This is a genomic window from Chryseobacterium sp. MFBS3-17 (genome assembly GCF_020687745.1).
In the GTDB taxonomy this organism is placed as follows: Bacteria; Bacteroidota; Bacteroidia; order Flavobacteriales; family Weeksellaceae; genus Marnyiella.
Genome location: NZ_JAJEWK010000003.1, coordinates 43,107 through 63,688 on the forward strand (window position 1 = coordinate 43,107; position 20,582 = coordinate 63,688).

Here is a 20,582-nt window from a genome sequence, read left to right on the forward strand (position 1 = left end):
AGCCGTGTTTCTGATATGATTAAGGTTAATATTAATCTCTGTTTTTCACCAGAATCCAACCTTTATAGATGGCAGGTGTGCCGTCTGGCTCATTCCAGGTGATGTGATACCAGTAGGTTCCGGTAACCACTTTCTTGTTTCCTGTACGTCCGTCCCAACGGTAATCGTTCTTTTTATCGGCCAAATGCAATCTGTTGCCATAGCGGTCATAAATAGAGAACGTAAGGTTTTCTTTATAACGCAGGGCAGAGTAATCCAGATAGTCATTCACTCCGTCATCGTTTGGTGTTACTGCATTGATGAAATTCGGAACGGTAATCGTAACTGAAATTGGCTCACAATTGAATGCATCTCTTACGAAGAAGGTGTTCTCACCTCTTGGCAGATCCGTAAATACATTAGAATCCTGCCAGTTGATTCCGTCTATAGAGAATTCATAAGGGGCTTTACCTCCTGCTACCGTAAGGGTAACGGTATTATTGTCAATGTCAATATTAGTAAGTACAACTTCCGGTGCTTTGTGTACCTGTACTTCCTGCAGGGTCTGACATCCGTTTGTGGTCAGTAATACCCAGTATTGACCTACTGTTACATTGCTGATGGACTGTGTAGTTTCACCGGTGCTCCACTCGTAAGCGTCGAAACCAGGTCCGGCATCCAGCGTAGTTCTGGACTCGATACAGATAATCTGATCTTGCAGAACAGGCGAGTAATTCGGTGGAATAACCGTCAGGGTGATGGTCGCAATATCATAACATCCGTTTGCATTGTACACTCTTACATATACATTTGTACTAGGGGAAACATAAACAAACGGATTCTGAATTTCGTTGGTATTGTTTTCTGCATCAGCAAGTGACGGGAAATAATCAAATGTGGCTCCAAGACCTCCGCCTACATTGGCGGTTGTAAGATCAAATTCTCCGGTGTTTGGGGCTCCTACTATAAAGCAGGATTCCATAACGGCATCGTTAACCTGTGGTTGCTCATAGAAATTGAGCGTAATAGTCGAGTAGTCCACACATCCTTCCGGAGTGGTTACTTTTACATATACATTTCCTGTAGCTGAGATATAGGCAGCAGGCACGGTAATTTCGTTGGTGTCGTTTTGCGCATCAGTCAGTGTAGGGTAATATTGCAGGGTTGCTCCCGGATAATCGGTTACATCTGCTGTGGTCAGGTCAAAAGGTGCCACACCATTATAAGGACAGGCAATCAGGGTATCGTCATCGGTTTCCAGTACCACTACATTAATATTAATGGTTACCTCTTCACTGTCGAAGAAATCCGGTACAGTACTTTGGAAATAGTACGTGAAAGTATCCGGTCCTAAAAATCCGGGGTTAGCGGTATAGGTTACGGTACCGTTGATGTTGTCAATCGTTACCGTACCGTTTGCAGGCGGGGTAGTGATGACAATGGAGTTCAGGTCAATGGTTTGGGTAGAAGTGGTAAACTCTACAGGGAACGTTTTACCGCCACATACGTTTACAGATTCTGTAGTTTCCACCAGACAAGGATAAACGTGGTATTCCGGTGTGGTTACCGGGTTACATCCGCTGATGCTTACCGTTACGGTATAGATGCCTGGCAATGTAGGTGTATAGCTGTACGTGTTCGCTCCGGAAATCGGGTTGCCGTTCAGGAACCACTGATAGGTTTCATAAATATCATCTACTTCCAGGACCAGTCCCGGGATACATTCTCCGGTAGTTTTCACTATGGCAGGTACAGAAGAGAATCCTGCAAAATACCCTCCGTATCCGGCAGTAGAGTAACCTCCGTTGATCCCTGCGGTAAGCGCTTTGGTAGAGTTAATGGTCAGGTTTCCGGTTACACCAGGGATGTCGTAGGAAACCCAGTTGGCATTACCGGTTACAGGATATGGACCTTGTGCGGCGGTAGGTGCCACACCGTTTACGGTTACCACGGCTCCTGCTTCCGTAAGGATGTTCAGTTTCATGGTAATATTTCCACCGTAGTTGGGCATCTGGTTTATTAAGGCAATTTCATCAACCTCCCGTGGCATATAACAGCTTAAAGGCGGTATATAGTTAAACCCGGCGGTGTTGGTACCCGAAGAACTTGATCCCGTTCCCAAAAGCTGATACAGATAAACCGGTCTGGTGGTACTGATGTACACATTGTGGTGGTTATTCCCCTGGTTGATATACGCATTACTCAAAACCCGGTACCATTGGCCGGCGTTGATGGTGGCAATAGCAGTTGGGGAGCCATTCAGGAAAATCTGAGTATTGTCTTCGGTGGCTACTATGAGACCACCTTCCTGGTTAGAAGCATCGGCCAGATAAGTAAGGCTTCGCACCATGGCGAAGGTGGTTCCCAGACGCTCGGTAGGGACACTTTGATCCATGATAAGGTCGGAGCCGGAGGATGTATTGGCCGTTCCGAACATACCGTTGGCATTACCATTGGTCATGGTGACGGGTTTATCCGCATTAATTCGTGCTCCGATGAATCCGGTCTGGTTTCCTCCAATATTGGCGATACCGGCAAGCAGTACAGACTGACCCCTGTTCAGGGTGAAGGTATAGGATGGCGGAGTGGTGGTGGTGGGTCCGTTTACAAACCGTACACCGGCACCGTAACCGCTCACGGTTACAGTGGTGTTATTTTCTGTGGCCAGAATCCCCGCGGTGAAGTTCATTCCTGTGGACGAAGCAGTTAATGGTGCCGGAGCTGCAAAGAACTCGGTGCCCAGACCTGCACGGCCTTTGGAGGTTAAGAATTCACCATGCGCTGATTGCTGCATTCTAAGAGAGACAAAATACTTGAAATCCGGGTTGTTTCCTACGGATTTAGTATAAACCCCTTTATTTATTACCGTTAAAGCTTCTGCTGCAGTATTTGCGAAAAAATACTGCTGAGCTACAGTAGATGGCATAATCAACACCTTGGGGTTGTTTTTACTTAACCCTGTAATGGTGTGAATGATGGTACCATTGTTAAAAATTTCCACATCAAAAGGCGTGGTAGACTTCGTAGAGAAGTACAGACCATGTGTGTATCCGGTAGTATTGGCGTAGTATGGCGCAATCCAGTGATCGGTGTCATACTGAGCACTTAACTTACCGAACGAAAACACAATCATCAAAAAAAGAAGTAGTTGTTTTTTCATTTTTCAAAAGTTATTTCATTTTCACAAATTTATAATAAATTCTTCATATACCGGCTATCGGCTTAAATATTTTATGTTATTCTCTGTTTTTAAGCAGTATCCAGCCCTGGTATTCTGAATTTTCTTTTGTGTCGGGGTCGGTCCATTTCAGGACATACCAGTACGTGCCACTGCTGATGGCCTGGCCGGAAACCTTACCGTCCCAGATGTATTTTTTTGCTGAAGACTGGTATACTACCGAGCCATAGCGGTCAAAAATCTGAATGCTTACATTTTCTTTCGTGCGTAAATCAGAATAGTCCAGAACATCATTCACACCATCTCCGTTTGGTGTAATTGCATTAATCAGATTCAATACCAGGAATTCTTTCATGACCGGCCGGCATTTTTCGGCAGAACGTACATATACAGTATGTGTCCCTTTGGATAAACCCATGAAAACATTGGAGGCCTGATAGATAACACCGTCCAGGGAGTATTCATATGGTGGTGTTCCGCCGGATACATGGATGGTGGCTATGTCTCCCTTCACCTCTATTTTAGTGATGACCGGTTGCTCTGCGGGTAAAACCTGAACATATTGCCTGTACACACATCCGTTAAAACTCAGATCCACATAATAGTTGCCGATGGTCGCCGTTATGGTCTGTGTAGTAGCGCCGGTGCTCCAGAGATAGCTGGTAAATCCAGCTCCCGCGTCCAGAGTGACAGAGGTTCCGGGGCAAATGGAAATATCTTTCAGGGTCTCCGACGCTTTGGGAGATTTAAGACTGATATTCAGTTCTGCCGTATTGGGACAGCCGTTATTGCTTTCAAAGCGGACATAGAAAGTCTGAGGACCGGTAATGTTCTGATTGGAATTCACGGCGTTTACATCATTCTGAGCATCGGCCAGTGACAGGTGGTAACTCGCCGAAACTCCCGGAGCAGTGGTAAATTGTGCAATGAAGCCGTTCAGGTTCACCTGTTCATCACCACTCAGATCATTGTCACAGACTTCAGTGGTCACATCATTGGTTAACAGTTGAATTTTATTGCCTATACTGAAAGTAATCTGTCCGTAGGCCGGTGTACAATTGCCGGTAATGCTGTCTACCCGCACATACACGGTGGTTGTGGCGTTATAGGTCCAGTTATTAGGTAAGTTGTTGTTTCCGCCTGCCTGTGCAGCAGCAAGTGTGGTATAATACCGAACGGTAAAGGCGCCCGCATTGTTCACAATCTGTGGCGTAATGGTGCTGAAATCTACCGTCACAATGCCATCAAAATTGTCATCGCAGAGTGCGCCGTTGAAATTTGCCGTATTGATGTTCGGCAGCGGAATCACGTTCAGTTGGATTGTAGTGCTGCTGATACAGCCGTTCTGTGTAGATACCAGTACATATACGGTAGCAGAGGCCGAATTATAGGCATTTGGGTTGTTCAAAGGAACTGTAAGAGCGGCGTCTGTAAAATAAGTCAGGGTAACACCGGTGTTGGTGGTCACATTGGCCTGAGAAAGATTGAAGGTAGCGGTTCCGGCGGTATTGCCACAGGCTGAAAGTGTTGCAGGGGTTACCTGAAGTGTTTCCAGATTCAGTGTGATTTTTCCGGTATTCGGGCATCCGTCATTACTGCTGAAACGAATATAATATATTCCTGTGCCGGTGACCAGCTGGTTAGGGTTAATGGCATTGTTTCCATTCTGAGCATCTGCCAGACTGCTGTGAAAGGTTGCACTGACCCCTGCAGCGGTGGTAAAGGATGGAATATAGTTTGTAAGATTGGCATTTTCTGATCCGTTCCCGTCCGGATCACAGAGTGTGCTCGTGATTTCCGAAGTCAGTAGCGGCAGCGGATTGGCAATAATGAAGTCAATCTGACCGAAAACCGGCGGGCAGTTACCTGTAATGGTGTCCACACGTACATAAACCGTAGTGGGTGCATTGTACGTCCAGTTTACAGGAAGAGTATTCGCATTTCCGGCAGCAGCGTCGGCTTGATTCAAATAATATCTGGTCGTGAATTGCGCAGCGTTATTGACAATCTGTGGAGTAATCACCGTGAAATCCACAGGAACGGTTCCGTCCAGATTTTCGTCGCACAAGGCAGCATTAAAATTACTGGTGTCAATGTTGGGCGCAGGGTTTATGGTAAGTTGCACGGGTGCTGTGCCCGCACACCCGTAGGTGGAAACTACAGAAGCGTAGACCATGCCTGCCGGTCCTGTATAATTTGCCGGATTCGGGATAGCATTTGTGAGTGCTGCATCTGAGAAATAGGTCACTGCAGCACCGGGATCGTTGCTCACGGTAACCGAAGTCAGGTCAAAGGTTCCGCTGCCGTCGGCATTGGCACAGGTGGCAATGGATGCGCCCGTTGTCTGCAAAACTTCAATATTTAAAATGACTCTGAAGTATTCAAAATCTGCCGGATTTCCGGTTCCCTGGAGATAATACACAAACTGAACCTGCGTATTTGCAGTGAGGCCGTTTTGTGGGGTATATGAAATTATTCCTGTAACCGGATTTACGTTGGTTGTTCCGCTGCCCGGTGCCTGGATGATTTGTGTAAGAGCCGGATCAATGGTTTGAGTAGATGTGGTAAAGGCCGGATTGATGGTGAATGTGTTGCAGGATCCTATGGTCTGCGTGGATTCTGTAATGGGCGGACACAGTGTATAGTCATAAGCTTCAGTAATCCTTGATTCGCAAAGGTTTTTGGTTACCATCACGGTATAGTTGCCAGCTCCATAAAGTTCCGGGTTGATACTATAGCCGGTTTCTCCCGGTATGGCCACACCGTTCAGGTACCATTGGTAAGCATCATAAGAGTTGTCTACCTGTAGTTGTATGCCTGCGAAGCAATCACCTGTCTTAGTAATGGAAGGGATGGAAGAGAATCCGGCAAAATAGCCACCATATCCTACGGCACCACTTCCGGCCGCAATTCCTGCGGTGACGGATTTGGTAGAATTTACGGTAATGTTTCCATTGACGTTTGCTACTGAATAGGTAACCCAGTTCGGATTGGAATTTACGGGGTAAGGGCCGTTCGCACCACCCAGTACCGCTCCGTTTACGGTAACTACCGCTCCGCTTTGGGTAATGATGTTCAGTTTCGTGCTGTACTGTGAGGATCCCATACTGGAGATATTTCCGATTTCATCTACTTTATTTGGCAGAAAACAATTCAGAGGCGGTATATAGTTAAATCCTCCTGCGGCATGCACTGTTCCTGTGGCGGTCCCTCCCAGAAACTGATACACATACACGTTTTTGCTGGAGGAGATGCTCATGTTATAATGATTGTTCCCTTGGTTGACGTATCCTGCGGCACCGTCGACCATGAAATAATCTCCTTCGTTCAGAATGGTTCCGATCGGATTTCCATTAACGGAAATCTGGGTGTTATCCTCGGTAGCTACCACCATTGCGGTTTCCATTCCGGATGAAGTGGGTGCGTTGCCTTTAACCAGTACAAATAGGTCACCGAGGCGGTCCACGGGTACTGCCTGGTCCATCAGGATATCATTATTGGTAAAATTCTGGTTGGTATAGATGCCGTTGAAGTTGCCATTGGTAACAGTCACGGGTCTGTTCGCCACTATTTTGGCTCCTATGAGCCCGTCTTTATTGGCGGTCACCACATCACTCACCGCATCCAGAATATAGGACTGTCCTTTGTTCAGCGTAAAGGTGAGCGTGGGCAAGGAGGTGCCGTTAGAAAAAACTACGGCTGGATTATAACCCGAAATGGTCACGGTGGTGTTGTCCTCTGTGGCCATTACACCAATCGTAGAATTTATATAATAGGCGGTTCCGGTGTTGGCTGCCATCGCTGCATAAAATGTGGTTCCGAGTCCGGCAAGACCTTTTGAAGTGATGATTTCGGCATGATTGGTTACTGCGAAACGGTAATTGGCAAAGAATTTTTTTGAACCTTTAGCGTAAATTCCTTTTGCAATGGGAGTGAACAGCTGGCTGGAATTGGTGCCCATCATATATGCACCCGGTACCGGTACTACTGCGGGATTTCCCTTGCTGATATTTGCTGTGGCAAATACCATATTATTGTAATAGACGCTTACGGTAAATGGTGTAGTCTCATTGGTGGAGAGATATAAATTACTGTCAAATCCACTTGTGGCAGATTTGGGTGCCATAGGTGCAAACCAATGTTCCGTATCCAGCTGTGCATACCCAAAAAACGACAGAAGCAGAAAGAGAGCCGGTAGAAGTTTTTTCATAAAATTATTACAAAAGGGTGACAAATGTACTCATTAATTATCAATTATTTACAAAAAAAATCTCCCCGAAAATCAGGGAGATCATGCCATGTGATGCCGGGTTACTAAGTAAGGCTTACTCTTACGTAACCTACCACTTTCAGGTCCCCGTTTACAGATTTTACATAATCTGCTACAGACATACCTCCGTCCTTAATGAACGCCTGGTGTACCAGCGTATTGTCTTTGTAATATCTCTGCATTTTTCCTTTCAGAATATTATCAATGATGTTTGCAGGCTTCCCTTCTTTGGTAAGCAGGTCTCTCTCAATATCCAGTTCTTTTTCAATGATGTCCTGAGACACCTGAGTTTCATCCAGAGCAATCGGGTTCATAGCCGCTACCTGCATAGATACTGCTTTCGCAGCTTCTTCAGAACCATCTACATTGGCTGAAAGGGAAGTAATGGCTGCAATTTTGTTCCCTGCGTGAATGTAAGCACCTACGAATGGTCCTTCAATCGTTTCAAAAGAACCTACTTCAATTTTTTCACCAATAACTCCGGTTTGTTCAGTCAGTTTTTCTGCTACGGTGATTCCTTTATAGTCAGAAGCCAGGAATTCTTCTTTGGTTTTACCCAGTGCCAGTTCTGCAAGATCATGAGCCAAAGCCACGAAATTGTCATTTTTTGCTACGAAATCAGTTTCACAGTTCAGTGCGATGATTACACCTGCGGTCTGATCTGCATTTACTTTAGCAATAACAGCTCCCTCTGTAGATTCTCTGTCTGCTCTGTTTGCTGCAACTTTCTGTCCTTTTTTTCTAAGAATTTCAATTGCTTTTTCGAAATCTCCTTCTGCTTCTGTTAAAGCTTTTTTGCAGTCCATCATCCCTGCTCCTGTCGTGTTTCTAAGTTTCGCTACGTCTGCAGCCACTGGTGTGTACATATTTCTGTATTTTTATATTAAAAACTAGGTTATTTTTTGCTTCTTTTTTGAGCAGTGCAAAGATATAAATTATTACGGAAACTAAAACATGGATTTTTTCGTTATGTTGAAGTGTGTTTTAAAATTTAACTAAAAGATCTCTAAACAATCTTATTCTGTGAGAGCAGATAAAAGACCCATTTCTCAATGATGAGACTGCGTTTATTTCAATTTTGAGAACGGATTGTAACTGAATTTTTATTAATTTTAACGCTCAAATTTTTAATTGATAACAAAAAACCGTCATCAGAACCGGCAAAAATGCTACTGGCACCGGCACCGGATGGCGATTAAAAATAGAAATCCACTTATGACAAAATATTTTTCTTTAGTTTTCATCATGCTGTTTTGCGTGGCTTTTTCTCAAAAGAAAAAAAGTGCGGCTAAACAAGCAGAGAAAACCGTGATTACGGCAGAGCAGGCACAAATGAGCAACGATCCGAAGATTATTGCGGCTTTTATAAAAGATCATCCTGAGGATCCCAATGTGCAGTCGCTTAAAATAAAACTGGTACAACTCATTGCTCCCGCAGATGATGTGCAGGCCAAACCAAAAGTACAGCAACTCACCAAAGGGAAACTCGTAAAGGACGTGAAAACCGATCTGAAAGACGGCGTCAATGATAAGAGCAAGATGGCCGCCAAAGTTCTGAATCACCTGTTTGATAATAATCCAAACAAAAGGGAGGCTTATGTGCAGATTGTGAATCAGTCTTCATGCAATCTCATTGTAAAGTTTGCCGGCAAAGGCAATTATTATAACCTGAATGTCCCGGCCAATAATCAGAATTATATTCTGGTGGATAAAGGCAACTATATGCTCACCACCAGTATTTGTGATTATAAATATGCCAGCGCCAAAAACATCAGTTCAGACATTGCCATCACACTGGCTTCAAAATAACAAGAACGCTCACCGCCAGGTGAGCGTTCTTTATTAATGAGTAAATGAATTAACCTTTAAATTGTCCCATCGCAATAAACTTATCCTGTCTCTGGCGCTCCAGTTCTTTACCGGAAAACTTAGAGAAGGCTTTGATGTTTTGCAGAATGGATTGCTTCAGATTTTCGAATGCTACAGCAGGGTCGTAGTGCGCCCCGCCCAGTGGTTCTTCTATGATGCCGTCTATAAATTTATGTTCCAGTGCATCTTTCGGGGTCAGTTTCAGCGCATTGGCTGCATCTTCTTTATGATTCCAGTTTCTCCACAGGATAGAGGAGCAACTTTCCGGCGCAATCACCGTGTACCAGGTGTTTTCCAGCATATAGACTTTGTTGCCCACGCCAATTCCTAATGCACCGCCACTGGCTCCTTCGCCTATGATGTAGCAGAATACAGGTGTTTTCAGCATGGTCATTTCAAAAATATTTCTGGCAATGGCTTCTCCCTGTCCTCTTTCTTCTGCCTCAAGACCCGGATATGCCCCCGGGGTATCAATAAAAGTAACCACCGGGATGCTGAATTTCTCTGCAAGTTTCATCAGACGCAGTGCTTTTCTGTATCCTTCCGGATTACTCATCCCGAATCTTCTGTGCTGTCTTTCCTTGGTAGTTCTGCCTTTTTGTGTACCAATAATCATGACCCGCTGTCCGTCTATGGTAGCCATACCACCAATCATGGCCGGATCATCTGCAAAATTGCGGTCGCCGTGAAGCTCCAGGAAGCTGTCCTTGTCTACAATACCTCCAATGAAATCCAGGGTATAAGGACGGTCCGGATGACGCGAAAGTTGGACACGCTGCCATGGCGTAAGGTTCAGGTATATTTCTTTTTTCTTTTCTACTATTTTATCTTCGATCTGCGAGCAGGCCAATTTCACATCCACACCGGTGTCTTCGCCTACAATGGAACATTTCTGATATTGCTCCATCAACTCCTCAATCGGCTTTTCAAATTCTAAGTATTGCATATTCTGAAAAAATTATCCTTCAAATTTAGTGAAAATTGAAGAAAGTTAAGAGATATTATTCGTTGCGTTTGAAATTCTGCGCGTAGTCTCCTCGAAACCAAGTATTTCCATAATGTCCGGAACATCCGGGCCTTTCAGTTCGCCCACCAGTGCCAGGCGCAGGGGCATCATCACTTTGCCCATACCCAGATTCTTTTCGGCAGCAAATTCCTGAATTTTTGATTTGATGCTTTCGCTGTTCATTTCCGGCTGCAAATGGGTCGAAAATTCGTGCAAAATACTACCTGTATAGTCGCTCCATGCTTTTTTTACGGCTTTCTCATCATACTGGTCCGGCGCCGAGAAGAAAAATTTGCCGTTTTCGTAAATGTCCTGCGGGAAAACAGCTCTTTCTTTCATGAGGTGAATGATTTTCAGCAATTTGTCGTCATTTACAGGCAGTTCAGGATAGAGTTCCTTCAGAATAGCCAGCATTTCCTCATCGGTTTTCATCTGAATGTACTGCTGATTGAACCAGTCTGCTTTTTCTTTTGAAAAGCGTGCGCCGGCTTTATGAACTTTGTGAAGGTCAAATTCTGCTGCCATTTCTTCCAGGCTCAGGATTTCCTTGTTGTCTGCCGGTGACCAGCCCAGCAGTGCCAGGAAATTCACAAAAGCACCGGGCAGATATCCGGCCTCTTTATATCCGGGAGACATTTCTCCGGTCACAGGATCGGTGAAATTCATCGGGAAAACCGGGAATCCGAATTTTGCGCCATCTCTCTTGCTCAGTTTTCCTTTGCCTTCAGGCTTCAGAATAAGCGGCAGGTGGGCAAATTGTGGGGCTTCCCAACCCATTGCTTCATACAGCAAAACGTGCAGTCCCATGGAGGGCAGCCACTCCTCTCCACGAATGACGTGTGAGATTTTCATTTCATAATCATCTATAATATTGGCAAAATGGTAAGTAGGCATTCCGTCCTGCTTTACCAGAACTTTATCATCCAGCGTGTTGGTGTTTACAGAAAACTTTCCGCGGATGATGTCTTCAAGATTCAGAATACGGTCTACAGGCATTTTGAATCTGATGACATACGGAACTTTATTTTGAAGCTTTTCCGCAACCTGTTCGTCTGATAGGGACAAACTGTTGCTCAGCAGATTTCGGGTCATATAGTTGTAGGAGAATATTTCGCCCTTTTCTTCATATTTGCTGCGGATTTCGTCCAGTTCTTCGGGGGTATCGAAGGCAATGTACGCATAATCGGTTTTCAGGATCTGCGCCGTGTACTGGTCGTAGATTTCGCGTCTTTCGCTCTGACGGTAGGGTCCGTAGGGTCCACCGTGTTTCGGGCTTTCATCTGGTGTGATGCCCATCCACTCCAGGGATTCCATAATATATTCCTCTGCACCTTCTACAAAACGTGCAGTGTCTGTGTCTTCTATTCTAAGCACGAAATCGCCGTCGTTTTTTTTGGCGAAAAGATAGTCGTATAAAGCGGTTCTGGCTCCGCCCAGGTGTAAGGGTCCGGTAGGACTGGGTGCAAAACGCACTCTCACTCTGCTCATTATTTCATAATTTTGGCTGCAAATTTACGGAAAAAACGAAAGGAAAAAATTGTTAGTTTTGTAGAATATTTAAAACAAATGGAAATAGGAGACAGACCCTGGGGGAAATACTATGTATTGCAGGACGAACCCACCTTTAAAGTAAAAAGAATTCTGGTAAATCCCGGGCAGAGACTTTCTTACCAATATCATCACAAAAGGCAAGAGTTCTGGACCATTGTACAGGGTGAGGCAATGGTTATTCTGGATGATGCAGAGCACATCGTAAAATATGGTGAAAGTATCTTCATCCCGCTGGGTGCCAGACACCGCATAGAAAACCGGACCGGAGAGCCACTGGTATTTGTGGAAGTTCAGACCGGCACATACTTTGGCGAAGACGACATTATCCGGATTCAGGATGATTATGCACGGTAGTAGATGATGGCCAGCATTATCAGACAGAATAAAGTTATCTACTATATCCAAGCTTTCCTGAGAAGCCTGCTGCCGGCAGATGATTATGTTTCCAGAATTAAAAGCCTGAAGAAAAAACTCACACCGCAGCAACTGAAAGAGGTGGAAGCGCGGGTGTCCTACTATAATAAACTGGAAGACCATGTTGCACGTTCTGGTCAGCATTCCATTAAAAACCTCAGAAAAGCACAGAAACCTAAAGTGTATTATTTTGATGCGTACGAATATGCCCGGTTTTTTGATGAGAATCTGCGGTTAAATCATGTTTTTGGCGATGTTACGCATATCCCGGAAGTTCCCAGTCTGGTAAAAAGCAGACCTGTATCAGCAGATAATCAGAACAGTGTGCTGATGAGCCTGAACAAAGTACGTCATGTGAAATGGATTAAAAATGACCGGCCTTTCCTTCAGAAAAAAGATATGCTTATAGGTAGGGGGACTGTTTTTCAGGAGCACCGGTACCGCTTTTATGATTTGTTTTTTGACCATCCGCTGTGTGATCTGGGGCAGGTGAATAAAGAAGGAGGCAATCCCCGTTGGTGGAAACCCAAGATTTCCGTGCAGGATCATCTGGCCTACAAGTTCATTTTGTGTCTTCAGGGCAACGATGTGGCCACCAATCTGAAATGGGTGATGTCTTCCAATTCTGTAGCCGTGATGCCAAAACCTACGCTGGAGACCTGGTTTATGGAGGGCACTCTGACAGGCGGCCAACATTATATTGAAATCAAATCAGATTATTCAGATCTGGAAGAGCAGCTCCGCTACTACATCAGTCATCCTGACAAGTGCCTGGAAATTATCAACAATGCCAACCGGCACTGCGCTCAGTTTTTCAATAAACACACCGAAGACCTCTGTAATTTATTGGTTTTGAGGAAGTATTTTGTGGAATAGTTTTCGATAACTGTCTGTGAATTTTTCTGTACTGTAATTTTCTTTTACCGTATGATAGCAATTTTTTTGGCGGATGCGCAATTCAGACTTGTTTTCATTCAGGTGTCTGATGATTTTCAGCATTTCAGAGATAACCGCTTCCGGTTCCAAAGATTCGGAAAGAATGATGCCCGGCTCAGCACGCTTTAGCTCAGAGATTTCGCCTATAGCTGTGCTAATTGGTAGTACTTGATGTGCCATTGCTTCCAGAATTACCATGGGCAAACCTTCCCGTTCAGAGGTAAGCAATAATACATCACTGTTAAGGTACACATTCTGAAGGGTGGCTTTATTATGAATTTCCCCTGTAAATTTTGCGTAGTCTATTTGCAGGTTCAGCTGGTCGAAATCGCCAACAATTGTGCACTGAAAAGGAATACCATCCTGATTCAGCCTTCGCAGAATTTCAAACACAATTTCGGGTCTTTTTTCCGGAGAATTTCTTGCTACAAAGACAATCTGCAGGATGTTATTCTTTGGTTTTACCAGTGAATCAGGCACGTAAACGTTGTTTTTGATGATATTAATCCGCTCAGTATATTTTGAATCTATTCCATGATCCTTATATAAGTTGGCGTAATCCTCTTTGGTTTTCTGCCCCAGTACAATGCGGGCATTAAATCGGTTTGCTACCGGCAGGCTGTAAAATTCCGGAGAGTATTGTTCGTAAGAAAACGCATGTGTGAGATCTGCAATCCATACATGGGATTTCAGCATGGGAATTAAATCATAAAAAAAGATGCTGTTGCATCCGAAAACTACGGGATTTTTATCGTGGTTTATTCTTCTAGCAATGGATTTTAAAAGATACTTGCGATATTTTCCGGTACGGGTAAGTGGTTCAATCTCAATGAGGTTTGAATATTTTTGAAATGAGGGCCTGTTAGCATCAGAAAATGACTTGTTGGTGATGAAACAGTTGGGTTTCTCCTGAAAAGTCCGGAGGATGTTGAGGTGTACGGTTTCGGCGCCGCCCACATGATAAAACGGAAAAAACAAATAATTTCCACTTGTATTTACTTGTCTGTAAAACTTTCTGATGAGTAGTAATTCTTTAATCATCCCGCTGTGAAAATTTTTTGTATAGATTTTTCAACTTTATAAACAGTCCGGAATGCGACAGATTTTTTAAAAGATTTCAGTTCTTCCAGTTTGCTGCTGATTTCCAGGAAATTTTCCATAGAAAAACCATCCCGTAATAGTGGCGGGTATTTTTCCCGGTGTTTTTCCATGATATAGGTTTCCATATCCCGTCTTTTGTTCTTTTCATTCAGAAAGGAAATCATGGATTGATCGCGCTGTCTGTAGTAAAATTGTACAGAATTCAGTCGGTATACCTGATCTTCCGGACTTAGCAATTGAAGCCAGAATTCCCAGTCTTCGTAACCATGTCGCATATTGACATCGTAACCCTCTGTTTTCAGATAATCACTTTTTCTAAAAATGGCGCTGCAATAAATACAGTTTACAAACAGAATCCTCCGGTAAGTGTATTCCGGCAGTGGCCAGTATTCATTCTTGGTTCCGAAAAATTCAGCCTGGGCGTATACCAATTTAAGTTGTGGATTTTTTTGAAACTCGTGCAGAGCAAGCTCCAGATAGTCTGCGCCAATCTTATCATCGCCATCCAGCGGAAGGATGTAGGTACCGGAAGCAGCCATAATTCCATTATTTCTGGTAGCGGCTAGACCTTTATTGGCCTGATTGATTTTGATGAACCGGGAATCCTGAGCGCAAAATTCGTTAATGATCTGTTCTGATGAATCTGTAGAGCCATCATTGACAATAATGCATTCCCAGTTTTTAAGCGTTTGATTCTGTACAGACTGAAGTGTTTCAGCCAGAAAGTTCTCTTGATTATAACACGGGACGATAATTGAAAAATCTAACGTTTTCATGACTGCATCTGTCTTTTTCCGGTTACCTTATCCATACAGAAGAGGAGCAGATAGCGCACGGGATATTCTGTACGGAATTTTGCTTTAATATCTGAATACACCTGTCTCAGGTCTTTTTCCTGATGATTGAGCAGAGGATGTTCTATGCCATTTTCCCGGAATCCGCGAATTTTCTCATTTGCTTCAGTAAGTCTTTTCAATAGTTTTTTGTACGCTGCAAAATTCTTGTGCTCTCCGAAAAGATTAAAAAACCGAATCAGTTGCTTCCGTGTAGACTGGTTGTTCGGGTAAAAAACGCCCCCTACTTGCTGGTTATCGTGCGTTCTGTATTTGATGAGTCTTTCATTCAGCAGGTCAAATTGATTATGGTAAGATGCAACCAAGGCAATCCATTCGTCGTGATGAAAGCCTTTCTTTTGCGGAAAAGGCAGGATTTCTGAGGTGAAATCCTTACGAATGGCCATAGTTGCACCTGTCGCAATATTTCCTACATAGCTTATGATTTTAAAGTAATCTACCGGGATTCCGGACTCTTTCAGAAACTGCGGAACATCCCATATTGTAATTACATCCAGCGCTTCACCTTTTTGGTTTATTCCGTAGCCATTGCTGCACAGTACAGAAATATGCGGGTTCTTCCGGAAACTTGCCAGCATTGTTTCTACTTTTTGCGGGACCCAGAAATCGTCCTGGTCGCTCAGGAAAATAATGTCATTTTTGCAAAGTGTAATTGCTTTTTCAAAGTTTTTTACACTGCGCAGGTTTTTGTCATTACGAAAAATCTGGAAAATACCGGGATTATTAATGTCATATTGATTCAGAATGCTTAGTGTAGAATCTGATGATCCGTCATCACAAATCACAATTTCATCTACAGGAACGGTCTGCTGAAGTATCGAGTCCAGTTGTTCCCGTATAAAGTCTTCACCATTATAGGTACAGAGTGCTACAGATGTTTTCATTTTATTTAAGTTCAAACACTACATCAACCCAGTGATTCAGGGTGTATTTTTTATAAATTTCGCGGGGGAGTTCGCGGTACTCGCTTTCGAAAAAATCAGTGGTAAGATTGCTGAGATCATCTTCCAGAATCAGAATATTATTTGCATCATATAAATCATAATCCTTAATGGTCTTATTGTTGGTAATCACCTTTTTCTTTAGCGCCATTGCTTCAAAAATCCGGAAACTTAAACCGTCCTGATGGTCACGAATGAGGTCCAGAATCACCCGCCCTTTCTTGTAATATCCCGGTAATTCTTCGTGCTTTATTCTTTTTCGGGTGTAAATGCTATGCGTGGTACCCTGCAGTTGCAGGTTTTTGATCCAGGTTTTTTTGCCCACAATTACATAGTAATAATTGCGGCCCAGATCTTTCAGCCGGGCAGTAATCTTATAAAGAAGTGCCAGTCTGTTGTCAAAAGAAGACAGGTAAACCAAATCATAATCGGCTTCCGCACTGATTTGCTGTTCCGGGAGGTAATTGTAATTGGTAATCAACTGAAAGCCATGCCGGGCAGAATCATTTTTGTCAAAGGAAAATATCTTGTCAAACAAATCCAGTACGTGTTCTGCAGGATTCCTGCTGAGACTGTCATACAAATACGCGACGTAGCGGTCTGTGTATTTTTTGATGATTTCGTGATATTTGCGCTCTATCTGCTCGGGATTAATCACAAGGATCTGATCTTGCGGACCCAGTTTCTTCAGAGTATCCAGAATAAGTTCCTGGCGATAATGTTTTTTGAGATTTTTACCCAGAAAAACTTTGGAGATGGTGTTTTTTACTCTGGCCTGCAGATTCTTATGGCGGTAAGCGCCCAGATTGATATGGTGTGCCGTGATGCCCTTGCTGCGCAGCACTTCTACGATATGCCCGTCGTATTGCCAGAAATCGAAACTGATGACGCAAATATTCATAGTGCAAAGTAAATAAATTATCCGGTTTATAGAGCATTAATCCCCAAAAACCCATCCTTTAAACCGCCGGTTTGATTCTGTTTGGAAGAAACTAGGCTGCCTTTTTGATAAGGTAAAGTTTTAGGTATTTCAATAACGAATAATAACTGCTGGTTATTGCTGCGTAAAAGCCGATGAGACCGTCCAGAAAGCCCAGTTTGAAAAAATAGTTCCTGAAAAAAGTAAACCACGGACTGAAGAGTATTTTCCAGATGCTCACTTTTTTACCGGCTTCAGCATACTTCTGCGCCATCATTTCAGAATACCGGTTTATTTTATCGACGTACTGAAAGACACTGCTGTAGGTATAATGATTTATTTTTCCGGGTAAAACTTCTTTTTTTCCACTAAAAATAAATTTTTCATGAACTTTATCATCGCTGAATCTGCCGGCGCACCTTCTGAAGAAGCGCTCCCGGAAAATAGAACCCCAGCCACCGTATTTGAGATGTTTTCCAAGTAATATATTGTTGAATTCCACATTGTAGACTTCTGCAGTCTGGTCACCGGTATTGATTATTTTTCTGATGGAATTTCTGGCTTCCTCATCCAGAATTTCGTCGGCATCCGGGAAAAGCACCCACTCGCCCTTGCACTGAGCCAGGGCATAATTTTTCTGTGTTCCATAGCCGGAAAATTCATGCGTGATAAAGCGTACTTTTTCAAAAGTTTCTGCAAGTTCCCGGGTGCGGTCCGTAGAAAAACTGTCAACCACCACAATTTCATCTGCAAGATCATTTACAGATTTCAGAAAGCGTTCAATATTTTTCTCCTCATTGAACGTGATGACAACCGCCGAGAGTTTCATTACTTTTGATACGCTACTACCGTTTCCTCAATAATCCTTACGCATTCCAGCAGTTGCTCTTCTGTGATGACCAGTGGGGGAGCCAGACGAATGATGTTGCCGTGGGTGGGCTTCGCCAGAAGGCCGTTGTCCCGAAGTTTCAGACAGATATTCCAGGCTGTGGCGCTATCCGGCGTATCATTAATCAGAATTGCGTTCAGCAAGCCCTTGCCGCGTACTTTTGTAATGAGATCTGTTTTGGAGATCAGCTTCTCCATTTCAGCGCGGAAGAGTTTCCCGAGTTCTTCTGCGCATTCAGAAAGTTTTTCTTCTTCTACCACATCCAGTGCTGCCGTGGCAATGACGCAAGCCAGTGGATTCCCTCCAAAGGTGGATCCATGCTGTCCGGGTTTAATGACATTCATAATGGCATCATCTGCCAGCACTGCAGATACAGGATACATTCCGCCGGACAGTGCTTTGCCCAGAATCAGAATATCGGGTTGCACTCCTTCATGATGGCAGGCAATGAGTTTTCCGGTTCTTGCAATGCCGGTTTGCACTTCATCAGCAATAAATAATACATTGTATTTTTTGCACAGTTCTGCCGCACCTTTCAGGTATCCTTCATCCGGTACATAGACACCCGCTTCACCTTGTATGGGTTCTGCCAGGAAGGCTGCAATATTGGCGGCATCTTTCGCCAGTGTTTCTTCCAGAGCCTGCAGATCGTTATAGGGGATTTTTACAAATCCGGGGGTAAATGGTCCGTAATTCTGGTTGGCATCCGGGTCATTGGAAAATGAAACAATGGTGGTGGTTCTGCCGTGAAAATTGTTTTCGCATACTACGATTTTGGCAGCGTCTTCTGCAATGCCTTTCACTTCATAGCTCCATTTTCTGGCCAGTTTTACAGCGGTTTCCACTGCTTCTGCCCCCGAATTCATGGGCAATACTTTGTCAAAACCAAAAAGGGTCGTGATTTTTTTCTCAAATTCACCCAGGCTGGAGTTATAAAACGCACGGGAGGTCAGCGCCAGTTTCTGCGCCTGATCGGTCATGGCTTTTACAATTTTAGGATGAGAATGGCCTTGGTTTACAGCAGAGTAGGCTGAAAGGAAGTCGTAGTATTTTTTGCCTTCCACGTCCCACACATAAACGCCTTCGCCTTTATCAATAACCACCGGCAGCGGGTGGTAGTTGTGGGCGCCGTGTCTGTCTTCCAGCTCTATATAATATTGTGAGTTTTTGGTTTGTGATGTATCTGACATAATTTCTGAAGTGATTTTTTACAAAAATACTATTTTTATTGTGAAGTGCAGTGCATAAAAAAATTGCTCCCGGCAGGGGAGCAATTCAGTTGTTTTATCAGACTGGTTAATGTTCGTACTTTTTATCCATCACGAAGTCTTCCATAAACTTGGTGGTATAGTTTCCGGCCAGGTAATCTTCGTTTTCCATCAGTTGGCGATGAAACGGAATGGTCGTTTTTACACCTTCCACATAGAATTCCTCCAGTGCACGCTTCATTTTGGCTATCGCTTCTTCACGGGTTTGCGCAGTGGTAATGAGTTTGGCAATCATGGAGTCGTAGTTGGACGGGATGGTGTACCCGGAATACACGTGGGTGTCTACCCGGATTCCGTGTCCTCCCGGAATATTCAGTCCGGTAATTTTTCCCGGAGATGGTCTGAAGTCAGCATACGGATCTTCTGCATTGATACGGCATTCTATAGAGTGCAGTTTCGGGAAGTAGTTGATTCCGGAAATCGGTGTTCCGGCAGCCAGCAGAATCTGCTCACGGATCAGGTCATAATCTATGACCTGCTCGGTAATGGGGTGTTCTACCTGGATTCTGGTGTTCATTTCCATAAAATAAAAATTACGGTCTTTGTCTACCAGGAATTCTATAGTGCCCACACCTTCGTAGCCTATGTATTCTGCAGCTTTTACTGCGGCCTCACCCATTTTTTCGCGAAGTTCATCGGTCATAAATGGTGAAGGCGTTTCTTCAGTTAGTTTCTGATTTCTTCTTTGTACAGAACAGTCTCTTTCAGACAGGTGACAGGCTTTTCCGTACTGGTCGCCGGCAATCTGAATTTCTATATGACGGGGCTCTACAATCAGTTTTTCCATATACATGCCACCGTTACCGAAAGCTGCGGTAGCTTCCTGTACGGCAGAATCCCAGTGGTCTTGCAGGTCTTCTGCTTTCCATACGGCGCGCATGCCTTTGCCGCCACCACCGGCGGTAGCTTTAATCATGACCGGATAACCAATTTCTTCGGCCAGTTTTGCGGCGGTTTCATAGCCGTCTATCAGCCCTTCAGAACCCGGTACGCATGGTACGCCTGCTTCTTTCATGGTCGCTTTGGCATTGGCCTTGTCTCCCATTCGGTCTATCTGCTCTGGAGTGGCACCAATGAATTTGATGTTGTTTTTCTGACAAATTCTGGAGAAATTGGAGTTTTCTGACAAGAATCCGTAACCCGGGTGTATGGCGTCTGCATTGGTGATTTCTGCAGCGGCAATAATGTTGGATATTTTAAGGTAGGAATCCTTACTCATGGCAGGACCTATGCACACCGCCTCGTCGGCAAAACGTACATGCAGGCTGTCTTTGTCTGCGGTAGAGTACACGGCCACCGTTTTGATGCCCATTTCCTTGCAGGTACGCAGAATGCGCATCGCGATTTCACCACGGTTGGCAATTAATATTTTTTTGAACATCTGTTCGAAATTTTAAATTATAGATT

Annotated in this window: 15 protein-coding genes; 3 read left to right on the plus strand and 12 right to left on the minus strand. The window is 44.1% G+C overall.

The features are described from left to right. Positions 1 to 31 precede the first annotated feature (31 nt). From LKO26_RS01680 to tsf, 3 genes are all read right to left on the minus strand, one after another. Positions 32 to 3,139, minus strand: coding sequence for a T9SS type B sorting domain-containing protein (locus tag LKO26_RS01680; protein ID WP_227586068.1), 3,108 nt, complete (start codon positions 3,137 to 3,139; stop codon positions 32 to 34). A gap of 76 nt (positions 3,140 to 3,215) precedes the next feature. Continuing rightward, the gene (locus LKO26_RS01685; RefSeq protein ID WP_227586069.1) at positions 3,216 to 7,367 is read right to left on the minus strand and encodes a gliding motility-associated C-terminal domain-containing protein; all 4,152 of its coding nucleotides are present in this window, start codon (positions 7,365 to 7,367) and stop codon (positions 3,216 to 3,218) included. 104 nt (positions 7,368 to 7,471) lie between these two features. Then, positions 7,472 to 8,293 (minus strand): translation elongation factor Ts, encoded by an 822-nt coding sequence (gene tsf, locus LKO26_RS01690; protein WP_227586070.1) that lies wholly within the window; start codon positions 8,291 to 8,293, stop codon positions 7,472 to 7,474. Positions 8,294 to 8,642: 349 nt separating this feature from the next. Here tsf and LKO26_RS01695 point away from each other — a divergent pair, with 349 nt between their 5' ends. Further along, positions 8,643 to 9,236: a DUF6759 domain-containing protein gene (locus tag LKO26_RS01695; protein WP_227586071.1), complete on the plus strand. Its 594-nt coding sequence runs from the start codon at positions 8,643 to 8,645 to the stop codon at positions 9,234 to 9,236. 49 nt (positions 9,237 to 9,285) lie between these two features. Here LKO26_RS01695 and LKO26_RS01700 read toward each other — a convergent pair whose 3' ends face one another. Both LKO26_RS01700 and gltX read right to left on the minus strand, forming a co-directional pair. After that, complete coding sequence (locus LKO26_RS01700) at positions 9,286 to 10,242, minus strand: acetyl-CoA carboxylase carboxyltransferase subunit alpha (protein ID WP_227586072.1); 957 nt, start codon at positions 10,240 to 10,242, stop codon at positions 9,286 to 9,288. Between the two features lie 45 nt (positions 10,243 to 10,287). Further along, on the minus strand, positions 10,288 to 11,790 hold the full coding sequence (gene gltX / locus LKO26_RS01705; protein WP_227586073.1) for a glutamate--tRNA ligase: 1,503 nt from the start codon (positions 11,788 to 11,790) through the stop codon (positions 10,288 to 10,290). Positions 11,791 to 11,868: 78 nt separating this feature from the next. Between gltX and LKO26_RS01710 the strand changes: the two genes are divergently transcribed. Together LKO26_RS01710 and LKO26_RS01715 are read left to right on the plus strand one after the other, a co-directional pair. Further along, positions 11,869 to 12,207 carry a phosphomannose isomerase type II C-terminal cupin domain gene (locus LKO26_RS01710; protein ID WP_227586074.1) on the plus strand — a complete coding sequence of 113 codons (339 nt, stop codon included), beginning with the start codon at positions 11,869 to 11,871 and terminating at the stop codon, positions 12,205 to 12,207. 3 nt (positions 12,208 to 12,210) lie between these two features. Further along, entirely contained in the window at positions 12,211 to 13,143 is a 933-nt protein-coding gene (locus LKO26_RS01715; protein WP_227586075.1) for a glycosyl transferase family 90, read from the plus strand. Here the strand turns inward: LKO26_RS01715 and LKO26_RS01720 are convergent. The 7 genes from LKO26_RS01720 to accC all read right to left on the minus strand — a co-directional run bounded on the left by LKO26_RS01720 (position 13,111) and on the right by accC (position 20,556). Continuing rightward, positions 13,111 to 14,244 carry a glycosyltransferase family 4 protein gene (locus LKO26_RS01720; protein ID WP_227586076.1) on the minus strand — a complete coding sequence of 378 codons (1,134 nt, stop codon included), beginning with the start codon at positions 14,242 to 14,244 and terminating at the stop codon, positions 13,111 to 13,113. The genes LKO26_RS01715 and LKO26_RS01720 overlap by 33 nt on opposite strands. Continuing rightward, positions 14,241 to 15,080 (minus strand): glycosyltransferase family A protein, encoded by an 840-nt coding sequence (locus LKO26_RS01725; protein WP_227586077.1) that lies wholly within the window; start codon positions 15,078 to 15,080, stop codon positions 14,241 to 14,243. The genes LKO26_RS01720 and LKO26_RS01725 overlap by 4 nt, the downstream gene beginning before the upstream one ends. After that, entirely contained in the window at positions 15,077 to 16,042 is a 966-nt protein-coding gene (locus LKO26_RS01730) for a glycosyltransferase family 2 protein (protein WP_227586078.1), read from the minus strand. Before LKO26_RS01730 ends, LKO26_RS01725 begins: the two co-directional genes overlap by 4 nt. Position 16,043: 1 nt before the next feature. Next, positions 16,044 to 17,000 (minus strand): hypothetical protein, encoded by a 957-nt coding sequence (locus tag LKO26_RS01735; protein ID WP_227586079.1) that lies wholly within the window; start codon positions 16,998 to 17,000, stop codon positions 16,044 to 16,046. Positions 17,001 to 17,091: 91 nt separating this feature from the next. After that, entirely contained in the window at positions 17,092 to 17,847 is a 756-nt protein-coding gene (locus LKO26_RS01740) for a glycosyltransferase family 2 protein (RefSeq protein WP_227586080.1), read from the minus strand. Beyond that, positions 17,847 to 19,097, minus strand: coding sequence for an ornithine--oxo-acid transaminase (rocD, locus tag LKO26_RS01745; RefSeq protein WP_227586081.1), 1,251 nt, complete (start codon positions 19,095 to 19,097; stop codon positions 17,847 to 17,849). Before rocD ends, LKO26_RS01740 begins: the two co-directional genes overlap by 1 nt. 106 nt (positions 19,098 to 19,203) lie before the next feature. Continuing rightward, positions 19,204 to 20,556: an acetyl-CoA carboxylase biotin carboxylase subunit gene (accC, locus tag LKO26_RS01750; RefSeq protein WP_227586082.1), complete on the minus strand. Its 1,353-nt coding sequence runs from the start codon at positions 20,554 to 20,556 to the stop codon at positions 19,204 to 19,206. Between the last annotated feature and the right edge of the window lie 26 nt (positions 20,557 to 20,582).